This window comes from Nitrospirota bacterium (assembly GCA_020851375.1).
Classification (GTDB): domain Bacteria; phylum Nitrospirota; class 9FT-COMBO-42-15; order HDB-SIOI813; family HDB-SIOI813; genus RBG-16-43-11.
This window is the reverse complement of record JADZCV010000023.1, coordinates 38,802-58,878: the sequence shown is the minus strand read 5'-3', so window position 1 is coordinate 58,878 and position 20,077 is coordinate 38,802. Positions and strand designations below refer to the sequence as shown.

The 20,077-nt window shown below is 48.6% G+C and carries 12 protein-coding genes; 8 read left to right on the top strand and 4 right to left on the bottom strand.

The features are described 5' to 3' along the window. Positions 1 to 143: 143 nt before the first annotated feature. Together IT393_05100 and IT393_05095 are read right to left on the bottom strand one after the other, a co-directional pair. A complete protein-coding gene (locus IT393_05100) occupies positions 144 to 2,441 on the bottom strand; it encodes an MtrB/PioB family outer membrane beta-barrel protein (protein MCC7202028.1) in 2,298 nt (765 codons plus the stop codon). Beyond that, on the bottom strand, positions 2,438 to 3,925 hold the full coding sequence (locus tag IT393_05095) for a DmsE family decaheme c-type cytochrome (protein ID MCC7202027.1): 1,488 nt from the start codon (positions 3,923 to 3,925) through the stop codon (positions 2,438 to 2,440). The genes IT393_05100 and IT393_05095 overlap by 4 nt, the downstream gene beginning before the upstream one ends. Before the next feature lie 2 nt (positions 3,926 to 3,927). Here IT393_05095 and polA point away from each other — a divergent pair, with 2 nt between their 5' ends. Beyond that, positions 3,928 to 6,585 carry a DNA polymerase I gene (polA, locus tag IT393_05090; protein MCC7202026.1) on the top strand — a complete coding sequence of 886 codons (2,658 nt, stop codon included), beginning with the start codon at positions 3,928 to 3,930 and terminating at the stop codon, positions 6,583 to 6,585. Between the two features lie 214 nt (positions 6,586 to 6,799). On the opposite strand, the gene IT393_05085 is transcribed toward polA, so the two are convergent. Continuing rightward, positions 6,800 to 7,570, bottom strand: a complete 771-nt coding sequence (locus IT393_05085) for an inositol monophosphatase (GenBank protein MCC7202025.1) — start codon at positions 7,568 to 7,570, stop codon at positions 6,800 to 6,802. A gap of 408 nt (positions 7,571 to 7,978) precedes the next feature. Here IT393_05085 and IT393_05080 point away from each other — a divergent pair, with 408 nt between their 5' ends. The 4 genes from IT393_05080 to gltA all read left to right on the top strand — a co-directional run bounded on the left by IT393_05080 (position 7,979) and on the right by gltA (position 16,053). After that, positions 7,979 to 11,566 carry an Ig-like domain-containing protein gene (locus IT393_05080; protein MCC7202024.1) on the top strand — a complete coding sequence of 1,196 codons (3,588 nt, stop codon included), beginning with the start codon at positions 7,979 to 7,981 and terminating at the stop codon, positions 11,564 to 11,566. Positions 11,567 to 11,586: 20 nt separating this feature from the next. Next, positions 11,587 to 13,647 carry a primosomal protein N' gene (priA, locus tag IT393_05075; GenBank protein MCC7202023.1) on the top strand — a complete coding sequence of 687 codons (2,061 nt, stop codon included), beginning with the start codon at positions 11,587 to 11,589 and terminating at the stop codon, positions 13,645 to 13,647. Positions 13,648 to 13,762: 115 nt separating this feature from the next. Further along, complete coding sequence (locus tag IT393_05070) at positions 13,763 to 14,599, top strand: sulfide/dihydroorotate dehydrogenase-like FAD/NAD-binding protein (protein ID MCC7202022.1); 837 nt, start codon at positions 13,763 to 13,765, stop codon at positions 14,597 to 14,599. A gap of 47 nt (positions 14,600 to 14,646) precedes the next feature. Continuing rightward, positions 14,647 to 16,053, top strand: a complete 1,407-nt coding sequence (gene gltA / locus IT393_05065) for an NADPH-dependent glutamate synthase (GenBank protein ID MCC7202021.1) — start codon at positions 14,647 to 14,649, stop codon at positions 16,051 to 16,053. 31 nt (positions 16,054 to 16,084) lie between these two features. Here gltA and IT393_05060 read toward each other — a convergent pair whose 3' ends face one another. Then, positions 16,085 to 16,948 carry an NAD(+)/NADH kinase gene (locus tag IT393_05060; GenBank protein ID MCC7202020.1) on the bottom strand — a complete coding sequence of 288 codons (864 nt, stop codon included), beginning with the start codon at positions 16,946 to 16,948 and terminating at the stop codon, positions 16,085 to 16,087. 114 nt (positions 16,949 to 17,062) lie between these two features. Here IT393_05060 and IT393_05055 point away from each other — a divergent pair, with 114 nt between their 5' ends. The 3 genes from IT393_05055 to rpmE all read left to right on the top strand — a co-directional run bounded on the left by IT393_05055 (position 17,063) and on the right by rpmE (position 20,067). Further along, on the top strand, positions 17,063 to 18,313 hold the full coding sequence (locus IT393_05055; GenBank protein ID MCC7202019.1) for a TIGR02710 family CRISPR-associated protein: 1,251 nt from the start codon (positions 17,063 to 17,065) through the stop codon (positions 18,311 to 18,313). Positions 18,314 to 18,598: 285 nt separating this feature from the next. Beyond that, positions 18,599 to 19,846: a transcription termination factor Rho gene (rho, locus tag IT393_05050; GenBank protein MCC7202018.1), complete on the top strand. Its 1,248-nt coding sequence runs from the start codon at positions 18,599 to 18,601 to the stop codon at positions 19,844 to 19,846. Positions 19,847 to 19,866: 20 nt separating this feature from the next. Continuing rightward, positions 19,867 to 20,067 (top strand): 50S ribosomal protein L31, encoded by a 201-nt coding sequence (rpmE, locus tag IT393_05045; protein MCC7202017.1) that lies wholly within the window; start codon positions 19,867 to 19,869, stop codon positions 20,065 to 20,067. The last annotated feature ends 10 nt before the right edge of the window (positions 20,068 to 20,077 follow it).

Below are 20,077 nucleotides of genomic sequence, written 5' to 3'. Positions count from 1 at the left end.
ACAATATCACCTCCTTTCATTTGTTATTATTAAAGGAAAGTGTCATCTCGTAGTAATATTACATGAAATTCTAATGAAATGATTTTAACAAGTCAAGAGTAAAATGTTATTTCTACGGCGTATTTACTGATAATGAAGCACAATCAGAAATAAAAAGCAAGTGATAGTGAAAACAAACTCAATCTGTAATCAGGTTCTCTCACACCAAGGAAAAGGTCCTGAGGGTCAGTAATAACAATGACATCAACAGGATCAGGAAAGTTATCCAGCGCATAGTCATCCCGTTTATATACCTCGGAATAATATCCGGCGCTGATCCGCAGTCCCTTTAATTTCAGGAGTGACAGGTAGGCTGCGCTGCCCAGACTGCAGGATATCTTTAGTTCGTATGTATCAGTGGTACTGCTGACAGAAGGCATCGTGACAGATGTCCCTGAAAAATCATGCCTGCTGATATTTCCGGTGATTGATATCTTCTTAAATGGCTCATAACTGAAACCAGCGGCATAACTGCCTGTCCTGTCTTCAATTGTCTCTGAAACCGGAATTATATATCCGGATAATAGGGGATTTGTCTCCTGCGGGTAAGATGATGCAAGGGTGCTGTCATACGTCCAGGAATATCTGCTTTCAATAGTGGTCCTGTTATAGATATAGTGAGAATACAGCAGGAGGTTTTTAAAAGGGGTTAATTCTGCTGACATGGATGCAGACTCTGCGTGAGAGCTTCTCCTCCCGATTAATACGTCCGTGTGTTCTGCCATTGTTGCAGAAAGGTTTGCGCTCAGATTCAGGAAATCAAACGGAAGGAAATTGATTTCCCCCTTTATAGTATGTGTGTCTGACCCGGACAGGTCGAAGGCACGCATAAGCGGGTGATTATTCACATCACTAAGTGGATCATAGACTGCTTTGTAGTAGGAAGTGTCATAGGTTCCCCTCTTTCTCTCAAACCTGTAGCCCATATGTCCTGACAAGTTATCACGAATCGTTGATTTGACAGTAATAAAGAAGCTCTTGATATTTTCTTCTGCCACCTCCCGCTCGCGCCTCGGATTACCCCGGTCTTCAATCCCTGCATCAACGGATAGCCTGTCTGATATATACCAGTTGCCGTCAATGCCGGCACTCCTTATGATATTGGAAGTATATCTCGGGTTCCTTGAATATTTTGTGACGTTGCCGTCCAGCATTACGTATGCCGGAGGTTCCTCAACTTTAGGTGTGTCGTTCTCATACGCATAGTACCTGTATTTTATATTCAGCTTTACGTCATGGAAGGGGACTGTTGCAAGCGTTGATGAGACATTAAGGCTCCTTACATCAGGGTCAAGGACATCCTTCTCAAATGCACTGCCGACACCTTCTACGGTAGTGAAGGGGACAAGTTTAATCGAATTGATGACCCTGCTGTATGAAAGAGAATTTATCAGCCGTATATTATCTGCAATCCTGACTGATGGTTTAAATGTGAGGGTATGAACAGTATAGTCATCAGCGGCCATTGCACGTCCGTAAGCGCCTGTTTGCCAGGGATTATCCCATAAGAGCTCATCGGACCGTGTGTTGGCAAATACCTGCACGTTGTTGTTAAACTGCATGTCAACAAGATCGTCTGAATACTCAAGGCCGATGGCAAACGAGGCGGTGGTGAAGTCAGTGGGTTCAGTGATCTCCGTAATTGCCGAAGGCGTGCCCGCCGACCCTGTCAGATTCTCGAATGTAACAGGCCTTCTGCCTTTCATGTTTTCCACCCTCAACGTTGTCGTAATGGCAAACTTGTCTCCAGGCGTTAATCTGACATTGAAGTCATAGTTGTCCCGCAGTGTTGAGATGTCAGGATCATTAGAGTAATCATGTGGGAATTTATCAATGCCAAGACTTATGTCAATGATTCCATACCTCCTGTAACGCAAATCCCCGTGTCCATCATCAATTAAGTTGGCAAGAGGCGCTATGTTGCTGAAGCGGCTGCTGATTTCCTGATTCCGGGTTTCGTAGGTAAAAGAGAATCCCTTTATAAAAAAGCCGTCTGTAAGTTTTCTGTATTCACTGGCCTTTGATGAGTTGGTGTCAAGATCAACAGCCTGGAAATCTGTTGTCAGTTCTGCATGAAATTCCGCCCGCTCTATTTCAGGTTCCCTGAGCGGACTGAACAATACCTCTTCTGTTGCCGGTGTAAACAGTATCTCTACGGTCGTTGCCGAAGGCGGCGCAGGGCTGTACAGTATCTCTTTGTCTTCCGGTTTTGACGGGGCCTTATCTGGTAATGCCGCTTCAACTTTCGCCTCATCCCCTGCCGTGAGGGGAGTAGTGGATACTGCTGTGTCTGTTTCTTTATCCCCCGCCTGAGGAAGCGGAGGGGTGTGCTGATCTTCCTGAGACCAGCCTGTGCCGGAAATCAGGAACGTTATAAGAAGTATAAAAAATACTATTTTCATCGCTGAAGTCGTGCACCTGAAGGATGCCGTGAGCCATGGATCATCGGATGACAGTTAGTGCACCCTTTGTTGTATGTAAAACGGCTGTTTGGATTCAGCACATCATGCGCATCAGGCACAGAGGCTCCTTTTACAGGAAGGTTTGAGTGACACTCAAGGCACAGGAATGGCTGTCTCATCTTAAGTAAAGACCGGTTCATTGATGAATGCGGCTCATGACAGAGCAGGCAGTTTTCCTGCACAGGGAGGTGATCGAACAGATAAGGCCCCCTCTTGTCTGCATGGCATTTATAACAGTTGTCATTTACTGATATTGCAGAAAGCATGCCTGGCGTGTCAGATCCGTGCGGATCATGGCAGGTTGAGCAGGACATCTTTTCTTCATTTTGGGATAGGTGTGGTGAACGCAATAAGTCTTTCTTCTTCTGAACATGACACCTAAGGCATATATCCTTTTCTGATGTATCATTCAAGAGTCCCTGCGCGGACAGGTTGTCCATAACATGATGGCAGTCAGTGCACCGCAGGTTCATGCCATGTCTGTCTGCTTTCCAGTGGAAAAGTCCCCCTTTTTCGTGACACTTAAGGCAGACGGCATTTTGTTCATCCCTCGTGTCAGCAGACTTTGCGCCAAATGATATGATATTCATAAGATTTCCAGGGTCCCTGACGTGCAGGCTCCCGGGCCCATGACATGTTTCACAGTCTGTCTTCTTTATTTCTTTGACCTTTTCAGGTTTAATAAGTTGTGGTTTCCACTTTGCGTGAATTGTTTTATTCCACTGAACATAAGGACCTTCGTGACACTCCCTGCACTTATCCATTCCAACGATCAGCGCCTTCTTTGCAGAAGGTGCATCTATCAGATATGTCCCTTCCGAGACAGGAAACGGACCGGATATATCAGCGCCGGGAACATATGCAGTGGATTCTGAAGGTGACAATGGTCCTGTAGATTCAGCAGGTGGCAGTGGCATGGCAGTATCTGGCGGTTTTAGCGGCGCCTCAGCCACAGGGGAGAGTATCTGGGATTCCATGCCGGCAGGCGGTGCCGGGGCTGCCTCCACCAGGGGCGTTATAGCCGGGGCACTGGCAGTGTCTTCAGCAGGCAGCAGCGGCCGTTCATCAAGCATTTTTGTGACAAGGGGTGGTATGACAATATCGAAACCTGGTTCAATAAGACTGGGATCTAAAATATAGCGGTTTGCCGACCATAACCTCTGCCACAGGAAAGGATTCTTTAAATATTTCTCTGAGATACTCCAGAGTGTATCCCCTTTTTTTATTGTATATATAATCTTAGCATCAACTTTTCCTTTTATCTCTGCAGGCAGGATGTTGCCTCCTGGAAGGATGATCGTAAAATGAATAATCAGGAGATATAAACTGATTCTTTTAAGATGCCTCAGGCGCATATAGAAGTTTAATACTATCGGCAAGGCGTCTATATTGTCAAGGATAAACAAAAGATTTACAATGGCCATACATGAAAAATGACCTGAAAGAAATTTATCTGATTGATGGCAGCTCATTCATATACAGGGCATTCTTTGCCATCAGAGGTCTTTCAAACTCAAAGGGCCTTCCAACGAATGCTGTGTACGGTTTTATAAACATGCTTCTGAAGATTCTGAATGAGAAAAACCCCCGGTTGCTTTGTATTGCATTTGATCCCAAAGGACCGACAAAACGGCATGAATTATATGAGGAGTATAAGGCACAGAGACCCAAAATGCCCGATGCCCTCTCAGTGCAGATACCGTATATACACAGGGTTACAGGGGCTTTTAAAATCCCAGTCCTTGTCCTGGAGGGGTATGAGGCGGATGATGTCATTGGTACTGTTTCGAGAAGAGGGGAGGCTGATGGCTACGATGTGATAATTGTCACAGGAGACAAGGACATGTTTCAACTTATTACACCACATGTCCGGGTTTATGATCCGATGAAGGACAGGTTCTTTGGTGAGGCTGATGTGATGGAGAGATTTGGGGTTGGCCCCTCAGGGGTGGCAGAGGTTATGGGGCTAATGGGTGACTCCATTGACAATATTCCCGGGGTAACAGGAATCGGGGAGAAGACGGCAAGGGAGCTGATATCTGTGTTCGGATCAATAGAGAATCTGCTGGTACATCTGGATGATGTAAAGAGGCCGAAACTAAGGAGCCTTTTGCAGGAACAGGGAGAGGCGGCAAGACTCAGCAGGGAGCTGGCGCTGATAAACACCTCACTGCCTCTGAATATTGATTATGAAGATTTCAGGATAAAACCGCCGGATTACGATGAAATAATCGGGCTATTCCGGGAATTGGAATTCTCAAGCCTGCTGAGGCACTTTACCAGGCACACCTCTTCGAAAGATGAGAATTTAACATACACGTGCGTATCAGAAGAAAGAGCGCTCGCAGACATTATCAAAAAGACAGGGGATGCGGGACGGTTTTCATTATATATTGATGCAGTCAGTTCTGATGCGATGACTGCTTTAGTGAAAGGAATGGGCCTGTCAGCCACGGAAGGAGAGGCGTGGTATATCCCGGTTGCCGGTGACACACTGTTTACTGAGACATTAACGCTAAGGCAGATAATGTCTCATTTGGGATTGCTGCTTGAGTCTGAGGATATCCTGAAGTGTTCACACGATATCAAGAGACAAATGATCCTGTTGAATCGTTCAGGCATGAGACCGCACGGTTTTGACTTTGACACAATGATTGCCTCACATCTCCTGAACCCGGGCCGGCCTGACCACAGCCTTGAAAGTATTGCCCTCGAGCATCTGCACATGAATTTGCTGTCGCCAAAGGCGAAACCCCAGGCCAATGGCGGATGTTCAGATGAGGATACACAGCGCATCTGTCAGCGGGCAGACGTTATCCTTCGTCTTAAGGAAATTCTCGGGAAAAAACTCATTGAAACAGACGTTCATGACCTGTTCCGTAATGTGGAGATCCCGCTTGCTGAGGTGCTGGCTGAAATGGAGATGACAGGAATAAGGGTTAATCCCGATATACTGATGTCGCTTTCCAAAGAGATGGAGCGCGATATGGGCGTGATATGTCAGAGGATATATTACATTGCAGGAGAGGAGTTTAACATAAATTCACCCAAACAACTTTCAAGTATATTGTTCAACAAAATCGGCCTCAAACCCATTAGAAAGACCAGGACAGGTTTTTCAACAGATGAAGGGGTCCTTACAGAGCTTGCCCTGCAGCATGAGCTGCCTGCGGAGATACTCTCGTACAGGCAATTGTCAAAGCTAAAATCTACCTATGCCGATGCCCTCCTCAGCCTGATCAACCCTGATACAGGCCGGGTGCATACATCATTCAGCCAGGCAGTTACTTCCACAGGCAGGTTATCAAGCAGCAAACCCAATCTCCAGAATATACCGGTGCGCACGGAAATGGGTCAGCGCATAAGAGAGGCCTTTGTGGCAAGGAATGGCTGCCTCCTCCTGTCTGCGGATTATTCACAGATAGAGCTGCGCATACTTGCCCACATCTCAGGAGATGAGCTTCTGACACGGGCGTTTATAAATGATGAAGATATCCATACGAGGACTGCAGTGGAGATTTTCGGACTTTCGCCGTCTGATGTAACACCTGAAATGAGAAGGCGGGCAAAGGCGGTCAATTTCGGGATCGTCTACGGTATTAGCCCGTATGGTCTTGCATCGGACACAGGTATAACACAACAGGAGGCAAAAGAATATATAGATAACTACTTCCTGCGGCACAAGGGAGTAAAGTCATTTATAGATGCTGCAATAATAAGGGCTAAAGAGTCCGGTTATGTGACTACACTGCTCAACAGGCGCCGGTATGTCCCTGAACTGGCAAGTGAAGACAACGGCCTGCGGCAGTTTGGCGAGAGGATTGCAGTAAACACACCTGTCCAGGGGAGTGCCGCAGACATAATCAAACTTGCCATGATCAATATCCACAGAAGATTTGTCAGGGAAGGACTGAGGGCTGCAATGATATTGCAGGTGCATGATGAGCTCTTGTTTGAGGTGCCAGAGGAGGAACTTGCTGCTGCAAGGGATATTGTAATAGCTGAGATGGAGGGTGCGTTACAACTTACAGTGCCGCTTAAAGTAGACAGCGGTGTTGGCAGGAACTGGCGAGAGGCCGGGTGAACCGTCATGAGCCCTTAGACTGTTCGGCACGCTCACAGCTCAGGGCTCACCAGGGTTAATGAAAACGTCATTCCCGCATAAGCGGGAATCCAGACCGGGGCCTGATTCTGGATTCCCACTTCCGTGGGAATGACGGGGTGAAAAATCCTGCGGGGACAGGTTCCATGGGGATGACGGGTACTTAGGAGTATTTTCGAGTGAGCTCTTTGCCAGGCTATTTTATGGTTTCAACCATCTCTTTGTGAATCCTGCCATTGCTTGAGAGGGTTTCATTACCATATATACTATATGCATTTCCACTGAAATCACTAATCCGGCCGCCTGCCTCCCTGACAATGACAACAGCAGCAGCAACATCCCAGGGTTTGAGCTTACACTCCCAGAAGCCGTCTATCCGGCCTGATGCAAGGTAGCACAGGTCTATGGAGGCAGAGCCCGGTCTTCTTATTTCCTGTGCTTTAATCATGAATTTTTTAAACAGTTCAAGATAGTTGTCAGGGTTCTTCCTCCTGTCGTAAGGAAATCCTGTTGCGAGAAGGGCTGAGTCAAGGCTGTCCGTATCAGATACATGGATTGGATTTCCATTCAGGTGCGCCCCACAGCCTTCCATAGCTGTAAAACATTCATCCCGGACAGGGTCATAAACCACCCCCGCAACCATTTTACCGTCTGCCTCAAGACCGATTGAGACAGCGAAACATGGAAAGGTGTGGGCATAGTTCGTTGTCCCATCGAGGGGGTCTATGATCCAGCGGTATCCTGACTCCCCTTTTTGAGTCGTCCCCTCCTCAGCCAGGATCTGATGGCCCGGGTAAGCCCCCCGGATTATCGAGACAATAGAGTCTTCTGAAAGGCGGTCTGCCTTTGTAACAAGGTCAACATCCCCCTTGAACTCCACATCCAGCGGTTTTCCAAGGTGTTTGAGCAGGATACTGCCTGCAGAACGTGCTGCATGCTCCGCAATCTTGAGAAAGTCAGCGTACATATCAACCTCCATTTTTACCACAGTGACTCAGAGAAGACAAAGGATTAAATATCAAGCTGAGGAGTCAGCCCGGTACAGATGTTGCAATAATTCTACAGAACAAATTGGCATTATGGTAAAATAACTTGTTTTAGTGTTTTGTCGGTATTTTTTTACACATAGTGTGTAATAGGTATCATTGGAAGGGAACCGTAATGGCCCTTCGACTGTTCGGCACGTTTACAGCTCAGGGCTCACAAAGAACCGTGAAAACGTCATTCCCGCGTAAGCGGGAATCCAGACCATGGCCTGATTCTGGATTCCCACTCCCCGCTTAAATCCTGCGGGGACAGGTTTCGTGGGAATGACTGGAATGTGTGTCCTTTGCGTCTTTGTGGTAAATGACAGCGATTTCCGGGGGAATGTGTGATGAAAAAACATATATTTTCCATGTTAGTTCTGCTGGTTGCGGTTGGTCTCGCGGCTAATGGCTGCGGTGGAGGTGGCAGTGCAACTGATGACCCAAAAGAATCGTTGCTAACAAATGGAAAGGTGGTCACAGGAAAGGTAAAAAATGACTGTGACAACTCTTTTGTCCTCGATGCCGTGGGTGAGCTGTGTGAACTCTTTCAAACATTTAGCAGCGACCCTAATACCGCGGCCTGTGTTACACAGGACTCTTCCTGCAACAGCTATGCGACACAGATCTATGCCGGAAGCAATCTCGGATCAAGCCAGAAACAAGCGAGTCCAGGATGGAACGGCCGCGGCGGGAGCGGGGATCTCATGGCGGATGCCGCGGTTTGTACTCTCCGTCAGCTTTCTCCCAAGCTGGATGGACCGGTCAACTCCCAGGCCTCCCTGAATATCGGGATTGGAGATGTGGTCGTAAAACAGCAGGTAGGCTATCTCGATTTCGACCGGATCAACCGGCGTTTCAAGGGTTACCGCAAACTGAGTGTGGAACTGCCTGTCATCGGGAAATTTGATGCAATCACACAGAACATAGTACTGCAGCGTGTCCATTATGGGACCGGTCAGCTTTATAAGAGCACACCCATGGCAGGGGATTACCCGATCCTCTCCGGCTATGGCCTGAACCTCGACACTGAAGAGAAAAAGAAGTCAATTGATATCAACCCTGGCTCATTTAATGTCGATACCCCCATTGGCACATTTCAGGTGAGCCCTCACTTCAAGTACGAGTCCAACACTGTTGTGGCTGATTTGCCTTATGTAACGAACCATACCTATATCCCTCTCGATGATGATACTTTTGACGTGCCCCCATCTCCTGCTGCAATCAGGTTGACTGACATCTATGGCATTATCCCTGGTATTAATATCAATACTACACCGATGCCTTCACTGGGTAATTATAAGAACCTTCGGACAGGCTGGATAAGCCAGATAGGTCTTGGTTCACGCGGCTCTATTGGAGACAAGCTCTGGGCCCCGCCATTAACTGGTTTTTTTTACCGGCCTGATTACGATCCAGGCGGAGTATTCAAATTCGAATCATATGAGTCCAGATCTAATGACGAAAACAAGCCATCTGTCTATGCTGAGGCGTCGGCGAGCATCAAGTATCCTGATAACCCGGCGGATATGCTTCCTGAATGGGTGGACGGTCTCCCGGGGTTAGACTGGGATGCCTATATCAAGGTGACCCCGACTATAAAGGCAGGCGCAGCAGGACAGTTTGGTATTTCGATGCTTGAAGGGACTGACAACAGACGCAGTAACGAATTTGATGTCCGTCCGGAAAGCCGCACCTCTGCCCTCGGGATTTACTCCGGTGTCGAAACGAATGCATCCTTTGAGGTACTTGCGGAACTCAGGCTCTATGTCAGCGCTGTCTTCGATTTCTTTTTCGGGAGCAAGAGGATAGACCTGATTGATATCCACCCGAAGTTTCCGATCCCCATTGCCGGCGGCACGCCTTCATCAAGCAAGGTAGAGCTTGCCACAGCCTATTCTTCTACGGACAATATCCCGGACTTTCCTGAAACGCTCGATTATCTAAAGACCTTCAAAGGCACCAAACTGCCTGAGGAATTCATTAATCTTTGTTACGCGAAGGAGGCAGAGGTTCCAGCGGAAGACCCGCCTTGTACGAAAGAAGGGGAGAAAGATCAGCCCCCATGCAAGCCGGAAAAGGGAGATGTCACGGACCTCTTCGAGTATCTGCCATGCAACATCTGCCTTGCAACAAACGCGGTCATTGATTCCAAGACCGGAGCAGTTAAAGAACCTGAGCACAGGGAGATCATTTCGCCTGTAGTTCCTGTGCCGCCGACAGACTCAACAACTCCCGCTGTCTGGAAGTGTGACTCCGCATCCAAGAGCGGTTGCATGGACCTCTGCAAGCTGAATAAGGAGACGGGAGCATTCACAGTGGTCAAGAATCCATCAGAGATCGCAGACAGCATGCCCGTGACAGATCCGGATTACAGTGAGCTCTATCCATTCTATAATAGCTGTAAGGTCTCATGTGATGGGGGACCAGTCCAAATAGGAGATTATACTTACTGCAAAGGGCTCGATCCCACGCCGCCGGAGATCTTCGGCTTGATGGTCCCCGGCGGGAGCAGTAGCAGCAGTTCGCCTTCACCTGTTCCGGTAGCCTCGAACATCGCCGCTCCCTTCAGCGAGCCGATGGATCCGGAATCCATCAATACCAATACATTTACAGTCAGCGATGCGGACGGTAATAGTGTCAGCGGCACTGTTCGCTATGATGGGGCAACCTATACAGCCACATTCTCTCCTTCGAGCCCCTTTAATTATTCTTCGATTTATACTGCAACGATAACAACCGGTGCAAGGGACCTGGCTGGGAATCCTCTACAGGATGCCTTCTCATGGACATTTACGACCGAGGCTGCTCCGGCGACCGCCTTTGCTACATCTGCCACAGGAAACGGTAATCTCAGTTCCTGGACTGCCGCAGGAGGCAAGGCCGGGCTTGAGGCCGGGGATGCGATATGTCAGTCCCTTGCCAGTGAGGCAGGACTGAGCGGGACATTTGTGGCATGGCTCTCTGATTCCAGTAACGATGCCTACTGCCGTGTCCATAACCTGACCGGAAAAAAGTCAGACAATTGCGGCCAGGCGAGCCTGCCGGACACAGCAGGTCCCTGGGTCAGGACAGGAGACGGATTCCCATTCAGCGCGGATATCTCCCAACTGGTCAATGACGGGACGGTCTATGCGCCTGTGAAATATGATGAGTCAGGTAATGCCTTTATAGCAGGCGAGAAATATATGACCGGCACGAATGCTGACGGCACTTATGATGCTTCAGGAAATACAACTTGTTATGACTGGACAAGTAATACAAGCAACTTGATGGTCCACGCTGTTGGCGGCTGGACAGACGGCACGACCTATAGCTGGACGCATAACTACAGTACCGGCTGTAACTCATCCTCCTGGCGCCTCCTCTGTCTTGAGACAGGAGAAGGTCTGCCATTGCCGGATTTTGCCACATTCGGAAAGAAGGTATTTGTCACATCCTCGAGCGGGACAGGCGATCTCAGCACATGGCCAGGCGCTGGCGTAAACAGGGGAGTTGCTGCCGGGGATGCCATCTGCCAGTCCCTGGCCGTGGAAGCCGGGCTTTCGAATGCATCCAACTTCAAGGCATGGCTCTCTTCATATACATCCAGTTCCGACTACGTCCATGCCAAAGACCGCCTGACCTCGGATGGTCCGTGGGTCAGGCCTGACGGTGTCCTCGTTGCCAATAACAAGGCAGACCTGATAGATGGCAGTCTCTTTACGGCGATCAGCCAGACAGAGACAGGGGACTATCTCTCAACAACCACATGGACCGGCACTTACTCAAATGGCACACTGGAAAGCACCATCAGCAACTGCGAGGGATGGACAACTGCGGCGCCATTAAGGGGTGAGGGTAGCCTTGGAGAGTCAAGCCTCTCTGACGGGAACTGGACAAAGACCGGCTACAACCCCTGCTCGACACTCCGTCACTTATATTGCTTTGAGGACTGATAGAGTGCTAATATCACCCTATGTTCCTGCAAGTCGCAGTCCCGCGTCCTTTTGAAGAATTGTTTACCTACAAGTGCCCGCCTGAACTCCAGGATCAGGTCGCAAAAGGAAAGCGTGTAATTGCCCCATTTGGCAAACAGAAGATTACCGGCTATATCATAAATGCATCGAAAGAACTGCCAGCGCATCATGCGGGCAGGATCTCTGAAAAAGAGATCAAACCCATTTACACCATCCTTGACCCTGAACCCCTGATTGATGAGATGATGCTCTCCCTTTGCAAGTGGGCATCTGACTATTATATGTTTCCCATAGGGATGGTACTTAAGACTGCGCTTTCAGGTATCCCTGAAGGCAAAGGGGTGACTTCTCCCAGGAAAAAATATCATGTCCCTGCCTCGTTCAGCGATGAAAATGATCTGCCCTGTCCCCCCCCCAAACTTACGCCTTCCCAGAAAGACGTCCTTGAAAAGTTGTCGGGCTCTATTACCGGAGGAGTTTTTGCTGTCCATCTCCTTCATGGCATTACAGGGAGCGGCAAGACCGAGGTTTATATGTCAGCCCTTGAGGAGATCGTCAAACTGGGGAGGAAGGGGATTGTCCTTGTGCCGGAAATATCCTTAACTCCTCAGCTTATCATGCGGTTTGTCTCAAGGTTTGGTGATAAGGTAGCAGTGTTGCACAGCGGACTTACAGAGGCCGAGAGGAGGACTGAATGGATCAGGATAAAGGGCGGAGATGTGGATGTCGTAATAGGCGTCAGGTCTGCAGTATTTGCGCCGCTGGACAGGATCGGCCTTGTTGTTGTGGACGAAGAGCATGAGCACACATACAAGCAGGAAGAGGGTTTCAGGTTCAATGCCCGTGACGTAGCAGTCATGAGGGCCAAGCTTTCAAATGCCGTGGTCATACTCGGTTCTGCCACGCCGTCACTCGAGTCTTACTATAATGCGGAGAAGGGTAAGTATAATTATCTTTCCCTGCCTGACAGGATCAACAAACTGCCGCTGCCGGCTGTAAGGGTGGTTGACCTGAGAAAGAAGCCCGGCTTTACTATCTTCACGGATGAACTTCTGGATGCAGTCAGGGCAAGGATTGAGCGGGGCGAGCAGTCCCTGCTCTTCCTGAACAGGCGCGGTTTTTCCCCGTTTCTGCTCTGTCTTGACTGCGGCCATTCCCCGGAATGTCCCAACTGCAGTGTATCGTTGACATATCATAAGGGCGCCAGTAACTTATGCTGTCACTATTGTGATTATATTATTAAACCGCCTGATAGTTGTTCTAAGTGTATTGGCAGCAGATGGAAGGCATTCGGCGCAGGAACAGAAAGGGTTGAGGAGGAGTTAAAGAAGCTCCTGCCGGATGCAAGGATAATCAGGATGGACAGGGATACGACAGCGAGGAGGGGCGCCCACATGCGCATCTTCCAGAGCATGAAGAATAAGGATGCAGACATACTCATTGGAACTCAGATGGTCACTAAGGGATTGGACCTTCCGGACATAACACTGGTAGGTGTCCTGCTTGCAGATGCATCCCTGCACCTCCCTGATTTCCGTTCCGGCGAGAGGACATTCCAGTTCCTGACACAGGTGGCTGGCAGGGCTGGCCGCGGCTCCAAAGGAGGTGAGGTGATAGTGCAGACATTCAACCCTGAACACTATGCCATCCGTCACGCATCCGGACACGATTTCAGGGGTTTTTATGATGACGAGAGTTCATTCAGGAAGGCACTGGGCTATCCGCCGTACAAGCGCATTGCAAGGCTTCTCATAAAGGGTAATAACGAGGACCAGGTGGCGTCTTCTTCAGAGCTGCTTAAAGAAATTCTCATGCGAAACAGCAGGGGAGAGATAGACATACTCGGCCCTGTATCAGCGCCATTCAGCAAGATACGGGGCAAACACCGCTGGCATATCATTATCAGGGGAAAGGATGCAAAGACGCTTAACAGGTGTGCAAGAAAAGCGCTTGATGAGATGAAGCGGCAGAGTCAGCGAGGCCGTGGGGCTGGCAGCGCTCAGGGTATGATAATGCGCGCACAGGTTGAGGCAGACGTAGATCCCATGAGCCTTTTGTGATGGCTGTCCCCGCTTTTAAAAAAAGCGGCGTCATGGCTATTTTCTACTTGACAATGAAACGTTTTTGTTGCTAATTTACAGTTTCACACTAACTTATGTTTATGAGGTTTAAACTATGTCTTATGCGATCCTTGAGAAGAAAGAGCTGGCGCCAAACACGGTTATGATGCAGATCTCAGCCCCCCTTGCTGTAAAGAAGATGAGGCCGGGGCAGTTTATTATCGTACGGGTCACTTCAAATGGCGAACGTATTCCTCTCAGTATTTCCGGCTGGGATGCGGATAAGGGGACGGTCAGGATTATAGTCCAGGCTGCCGGCAGGACAAGTACGGAGCTTATCAATCTTAAAGTCGGAGATTCAATCACAGATGTTGTCGGTCCGCTTGGCCAGGCATCTCATATAGAAAAATACGGGACATGCATCCTCATCGGCGGCGGTTATGGCACAGGCGCTATTATCCCGATAGCAAGGGAATTAAAGGCCCTTGGCAACAAGGTCATTTCTATAGTAGGCGCTCGGACAAAAGACCTTGTCCTGATGGAGAATGAACTTAAAACCGTATGTGACAGCGTAGAGGTATCTACCAACGATGGAAGCGCCGGCATTAAAGGGCTGGTTACGGATGTCCTTGCAGGGATATTGAAGAATGAGCCGGTGCATATGGTTACAGCCATCGGCCCTGTGCCCATGATGAAGGCGGTATCCGAGATGACACGGCCGTTAAATATACGGACCTATGTCAGTCTGAATGCCATAATGGTGGACGGGACAGGGATGTGCGGGTCATGCCGTGTTGAGGTTGGCGGGGCAACAAAGTTTGCATGTGTTGACGGTCCTGACTTTGACGGACATCAGGTAAACTTTGATGAGCTTGTGTACCGGCAGAAGATGTACGTGCCTTATGAGAAGAAGGCTTCAGAGCTTTATGCATGCAAGGCTGGTTGTCATTAAAATAAGGAGAAATGCCGGTGAGCGGGACCATATCAAATAAAGAACGTATGCAGATACCTCTTCAGGATATGCCTGAGCAGGATCCTGCAGTAAGGGTAAATAACTTCAGTGAAGTGCCTCTTGGTTTTGAGGAGATGATCGCACTGACTGAATCCATGAGGTGTCTTGATAATTGCAAGGCCCCGTGTGTCAAGGGCTGCCCTGTTGGAATTGATATCCCGGCATTTATTAAGAAGATCGAGGAGAGAGACTTCATAGGGGCTGCGAGGACACTTAAGAAATACAACCTGCTGCCTGCTATCTGCGGGAGGGTCTGTCCCCAGCAGGAGCAATGTGAACTCGTGTGTGTTATCGGAAAGAAAGGCCCTTCAGTAGGCATAGGGAGGCTTGAGAGGTTTGCGGCTGATTATGAGAGGATGAGCGGGTCAGTTGAAATCCCTGAAGTTGCCCCTCCGACAGGTAGAAGGGTGGCTGTTGTAGGGTCAGGACCGGCAGGACTTACTGGCGCAAGCGAGCTTGCAAGGCTTGGTCATAAGGTTACTGTCTTTGAGGCGCTTCACAGACCTGGCGGCGTGCTTGTTTACGGCATCCCGAGATTCAGACTCCCGATTGATGTCATAGATAATGAAATTGATATGCTTAAGAAGATGGGGGTCGAGATTGTATGTAATGCAGTGATTGGCAAGACACTGACCATAGATGATCTCTTCGCCGAAGGTTATGATGCTGTACTTGTTGGTACAGGCGCTGGTTTGCCTTATTTCATGGGTATACCTGGAGAGAATCTTTGCGGTATCTATTCAGCAAATGAATTCCTTACACGCGTGAACCTTATGCGTGCAGACCTTTTCCCTGACAGCCTGACTCCTGTATTCTTTGGAAAGAAGATAGCAGTTATTGGGGCAGGCGATACAGCAATGGATGCGGCAAGGACTTCAGCAAGGATGCACCCGGAAAGCATTACAGTCTTCTACAGGAGGAGCAGGGAGGAGGCCCCGTGCCTGCCGCGCGAGATGGAGCATGCTGAACAGGAGGGGGTTCACTTTAAATTCCTTACGAATCCTGTCAAATTTATCGGAGATGATAATTATTTTGTCAGGGCGATGGAGTGTGTCAAAATGGAGCTTGGCGAGCCTGATGCCTCAGGCAGAAGGAGTCCACGGACGATCCCAGGTTCGAATTATATAGAAGAGGTAGATACTGTTATAATGGCGCTCGGTTTTGGTGTTAATCCGATAATCAAAGATACCACACCTGGTCTTGAGACCAACAAGAAGGGCATCATCGTTGTTGACCCTGCTACAGGAAAGACCTCGAGGGATGGTGTTTATGCAGCAGGCGATATCATAACCGGCGGTGCTACTGTTATAAAGGCTATGGGCCAGGCCAAGGTGGCCTCAAAGGCCATGCACGTCTACCTGATGAGCAAAGAGCCGGCCATGGCAGCGAAATAAGGGAGCCAATAAGGGGGGCGCCCCTGCGACCCTATACGCCCCACCGCAGCTTGTGCCTTAGCACTTCATAATAATCTTTATCCGGAGATGTTATCAGCCGTATGGTATTCGCAGACTTTCTTATGACTACCTTATCCATATATTGAAGTGGATAACCTTCCTGGCCATCAAGTGTGACGAGCACATCTTCGTTTTCAGTTCGCAGGGTTACCTCAACAATTACATCTTCACGTACGACTATAGGCCGGTTAGTAATCGTATGGGGACATATGGGGCTTATTATTATTGCACCGACAGCGGGATTTATGATTGGGCCGCCGGCTGAAAGGGAGTAGGCTGTAGAGCCGGTTGGTGTGGAGATTATAAGGCCGTCAGCCCGGTATGTATTTAAGTAACGTCCGTTAATTACAGTCTCCATGAGGATCATCCTGGCGAGTGCCCCTTTATTTATGACAACGTCGTTAAGGACCGTATATTTTGCCATTTCTTTATCGCCTCTTTTTACGGATGCTTCGAGTGTCCACCTCTCATCAATGCTCATATCTCCGGCGAGCATTCTCTTAAGAAGCGGGTACATCTCTTCGAGGGTCACCTCAGTCAGGAAACCAAGGCTTCCGAGATTTACGCCGAGTATAGGTGTGCCCCTTCCGCCTATCAGCCTGGAGACACTGATGAGGGTGCCGTCGCCGCCCAATACGAGGATTATATCTGAGAGTGCCGCTATATCAGTTCTTTTCCAGGAGCTTTCAAAGTCTATAAGACCGGCTGTCTCCTGGTCCATTAGTGGTTCTACGCCCCTGTCTTTAAGCCACCGGACGAGATCTGATAATACCGGGCCAGCGTCTCTCTTCCTGGGTTTTGATATGATCCCTATCTTTTTAATTGTTGTGGTCATCAGCAATGGGATTCTATTAGCTTTTGACTTCCCTGTCAAATAAAGGAAAATAAATCTGTCCCCTTTGTCTCGTCGCTATTTATTTCCTGAGACAAATTTAGTAATATTGATGACATGGCTGACCATCGGATAAAGGCGCTTCTTATTTCAATAGGCGGGAGTCCTGAGCCTGTTATCTATTCTGTTAATGAGCTGAGGCCTGAGTGCCTCTGTTTTTTTGCCTCAGAAGAGACACGGCCGTTTATTAATAATGAAATCCTGCCCAGGCTTACTGACAGGCCTGTCTGGATGGCTGAGATTATTACTGAAGATGCAAACGACCTCCTCTCCTGTTATAAGGCAATAACAGGCAAATGGAAAGAGCTGCATAAGAACTGGCGTCTTGAACCAGGGGATTGGGTCGTAGACTACACCGGCGGGACTAAACCGATGGTAGCTTCACTGGTCCTCGCAACAATTGACGATACCTCAGGGTACAGGTATATAAGCGGCAGTGAGAGGACAAAAGGCGGGACAGGCATCGTCATTGACGGCAGGGAACAGGTCCTGCACCAGATTAACCCCTGGGATCATCTTGCAATCAAAGAACGGCAGGACGCGGCTGTACTCTTTGGGCGTGGCCGCTATAAACAGGTTTCAGAGATATTTGACGGTGTGGCAAAGAGGGTCAGCGGTGGGGAAAAGCATCTCTACAAGGCCCTGTCGGATGTAGCCGGGGGCTATGCCCACTGGGACAATTTCCAGCACAGGCTGGCATGGGAGAAACTTCGCCCCTCGCAGAAATCCCTTGAGATGGCGACCGTGTTTGGCGGACCTCCGGGTCTGAAGTCATTTGCCGCTATGCTGAAAGAAAACCTCACCTTTCTTGAGAAGTTAAGCGTTGGAATGACCGGCATAAGGAGTGAACATTTCCTGGACCTCCTGTCAAATGCGAAACGCCGGGCTGACCTTGAGCATAAATATGACGATGCCGTAGCACGCCTCTACAGGGCGGTTGAGGCGTATGCCCAGGTCAGGCTCTCTGCCAGGGGCATTAATACATCGGATGTTCAGGAGGGACAGCTTCCGCCTGACATCTCTGCAGATTTTGCCGGTAAATTCAGGAGTGACATTGACAACCGTATCAGGCTTCCCCTCTACGGCGCTTATAAGCTCCTCAAGTCATTGGGAGATCCGGCAGGCACTGCCTTTTTTGATAACTGGCCGCAGATGAAGCTCCTGCTTGACAGCAGGAATAATTCCATCCTTGCCCACGGCCTTGAACCGGTAAAAAGGGAGAGGTATGAAGAGATGTTCAGGCTTATTTGCAAAATAGGTGGCGTAAATGAATCTTCTCTCCCCGGATTCCCCGATCTCCACCTGTAGGAATCCACTAAAATTATGTTGACAAACGAAAATTGTTTATATAATATAAAGTTACATATCATCCGGTATTATCTTTGTGCAACCCATAAAGGTAGGTAACAAATTATTTAGGAGAAATGACTTTAACTGTAAACCTGAGCGTAATTCTCGCCGATTAACTAACGAAATCCCTTGCAGCTATTAAAGATATTTAATTTTGGGCCACTCACTAACGAATACATCCATTAACCTATATTAATAACGGTAACCTATCAGATTTTCATGAAATACTAAAGGAGCCTAAGGATGAACCTTACAGAATTAAAAGAAAAGAATATTAGTGAGCTTACGTCCCTGGCCAAGGATATGAGCATAGAGGGCGCTGCAGGCATGAGAAAGCAGGAACTCATATTTGCAATACTCCAGACCCAGGCAGAGAAGAATGGCTTCATTTACGGCTCAGGCGTCCTTGAGACACTATCTGACGGGTTCGGGTTTCTTAGGGCACCTGATTATAACTACCTGCCGGGTCCTGATGACATATACGTTTCCCCCTCACAGATAAGGCGGTTTAATCTCAGGACCGGAGATATAGTGTCCGGTCAGATACGTCCTCCAAAGGAATCTGAAAGATACTTTGCCCTCCTTAAGGTTGAGTCAGTAAATTATGAAGACCCTGAGATAGCAAGGGAAAAAATACTCTTTGACAACCTGACACCGATATTTCCAACGGAAAAGGTCAAACTTGAGTACCACCCTGAGGATTATTCAACAAGGGTCATGGACCTTATCACGCCCATTGGAAAGGGGCAGAGAGGTCTCATCGTTGCGCCTCCGCGTACCGGCAAGACCATGCTACTGCAGTCAATTGCAAAGGCAATAGCGACCAATCATCCTGAGATCATACTGATTGTCCTGCTTATAGATGAACGGCCTGAGGAAGTGACTGACATGCAGCGTCAGGTAAAGGGCGAGGTCGTAAGTTCCACATTCGATGAACCTATGCAGAGACATGTGCAGGTGTCTGAGATGGTCATTGAGAAGGCAAAACGCCTTGTAGAGCATAAGAAGGATGTAGTGATACTCCTCGACAGTATAACGAGGCTCGCAAGGGCGTACAACGCAGTGATACCGCCAAGCGGCAAGGTACTGTCAGGCGGACTCGATTCCAACGCCCTCCAGCGCCCAAAGAGGTTCTTTGGCGCTGCACGAAATATCGAGGATGGCGGAAGCCTTACGATCATTGCCACTGCCCTTGTTGACACAGGGAGCAGGATGGATGATGTCATATTTGAAGAGTTTAAGGGAACCGGCAACATGGAACTCCATCTTGACAGAAAACTTGTTGACAGGAGGATATTCCCTGCGATAGAAATTAATGCTTCAGGGACACGTAAGGAAGAACTGCTTGTCAGCAGGGAGGACCTGAACAGGATGTGGATACTGAGAAAGGTGCTGAATCCGCTTAGTACGGTTGAGAGCATGGAGTTTTTACTGGATAAATTAAAGGTGACAAAATCAAACAGGGATTTCATGGATTCAATGAACAGATAGGAAAAAGGAGGAGCAGAATTATGAAAGAAGGCATACATCCGGAGTATACAGAAACGGCGATCAAATGTGCATGCGGTGCAGTAATCAAGACCCGCTCTACTGTAAAGGACCTGAGGGTAGAGGTATGTTCGAGCTGCCATCCGTTCTTTACCGGCATGCAGAAGATAATGGACACAGAGGGAAGGGTTGAGAGATTCAGAAAGAAATATGCCAGTAAGTAGGCATATTAAG

Coding starts and splice junctions, on each gene's coding strand:
- IT393_05100 (MCC7202028.1), bottom strand. CDS start 2,441: ATGAAAATAGTATTTTTTATACTTCTTATAACGTTCCTGATTTCCGGC.
- IT393_05095 (MCC7202027.1), bottom strand. CDS start 3,925: ATGGCCATTGTAAATCTTTTGTTTATCCTTGACAATATAGACGCCTTG.
- polA (MCC7202026.1), top strand. CDS start 3,928: ATGAAAAATGACCTGAAAGAAATTTATCTGATTGATGGCAGCTCATTC.
- IT393_05085 (MCC7202025.1), bottom strand. CDS start 7,570: ATGTACGCTGACTTTCTCAAGATTGCGGAGCATGCAGCACGTTCTGCA.
- IT393_05080 (MCC7202024.1), top strand. CDS start 7,979: ATGAAAAAACATATATTTTCCATGTTAGTTCTGCTGGTTGCGGTTGGT.
- priA (MCC7202023.1), top strand. CDS start 11,587: ATGTTCCTGCAAGTCGCAGTCCCGCGTCCTTTTGAAGAATTGTTTACC.
- IT393_05070 (MCC7202022.1), top strand. CDS start 13,763: ATGTCTTATGCGATCCTTGAGAAGAAAGAGCTGGCGCCAAACACGGTT.
- gltA (MCC7202021.1), top strand. CDS start 14,647: ATGCAGATACCTCTTCAGGATATGCCTGAGCAGGATCCTGCAGTAAGG.
- IT393_05060 (MCC7202020.1), bottom strand. CDS start 16,948: ATGACCACAACAATTAAAAAGATAGGGATCATATCAAAACCCAGGAAG.
- IT393_05055 (MCC7202019.1), top strand. CDS start 17,063: ATGGCTGACCATCGGATAAAGGCGCTTCTTATTTCAATAGGCGGGAGT.
- rho (MCC7202018.1), top strand. CDS start 18,599: ATGAACCTTACAGAATTAAAAGAAAAGAATATTAGTGAGCTTACGTCC.
- rpmE (MCC7202017.1), top strand. CDS start 19,867: ATGAAAGAAGGCATACATCCGGAGTATACAGAAACGGCGATCAAATGT.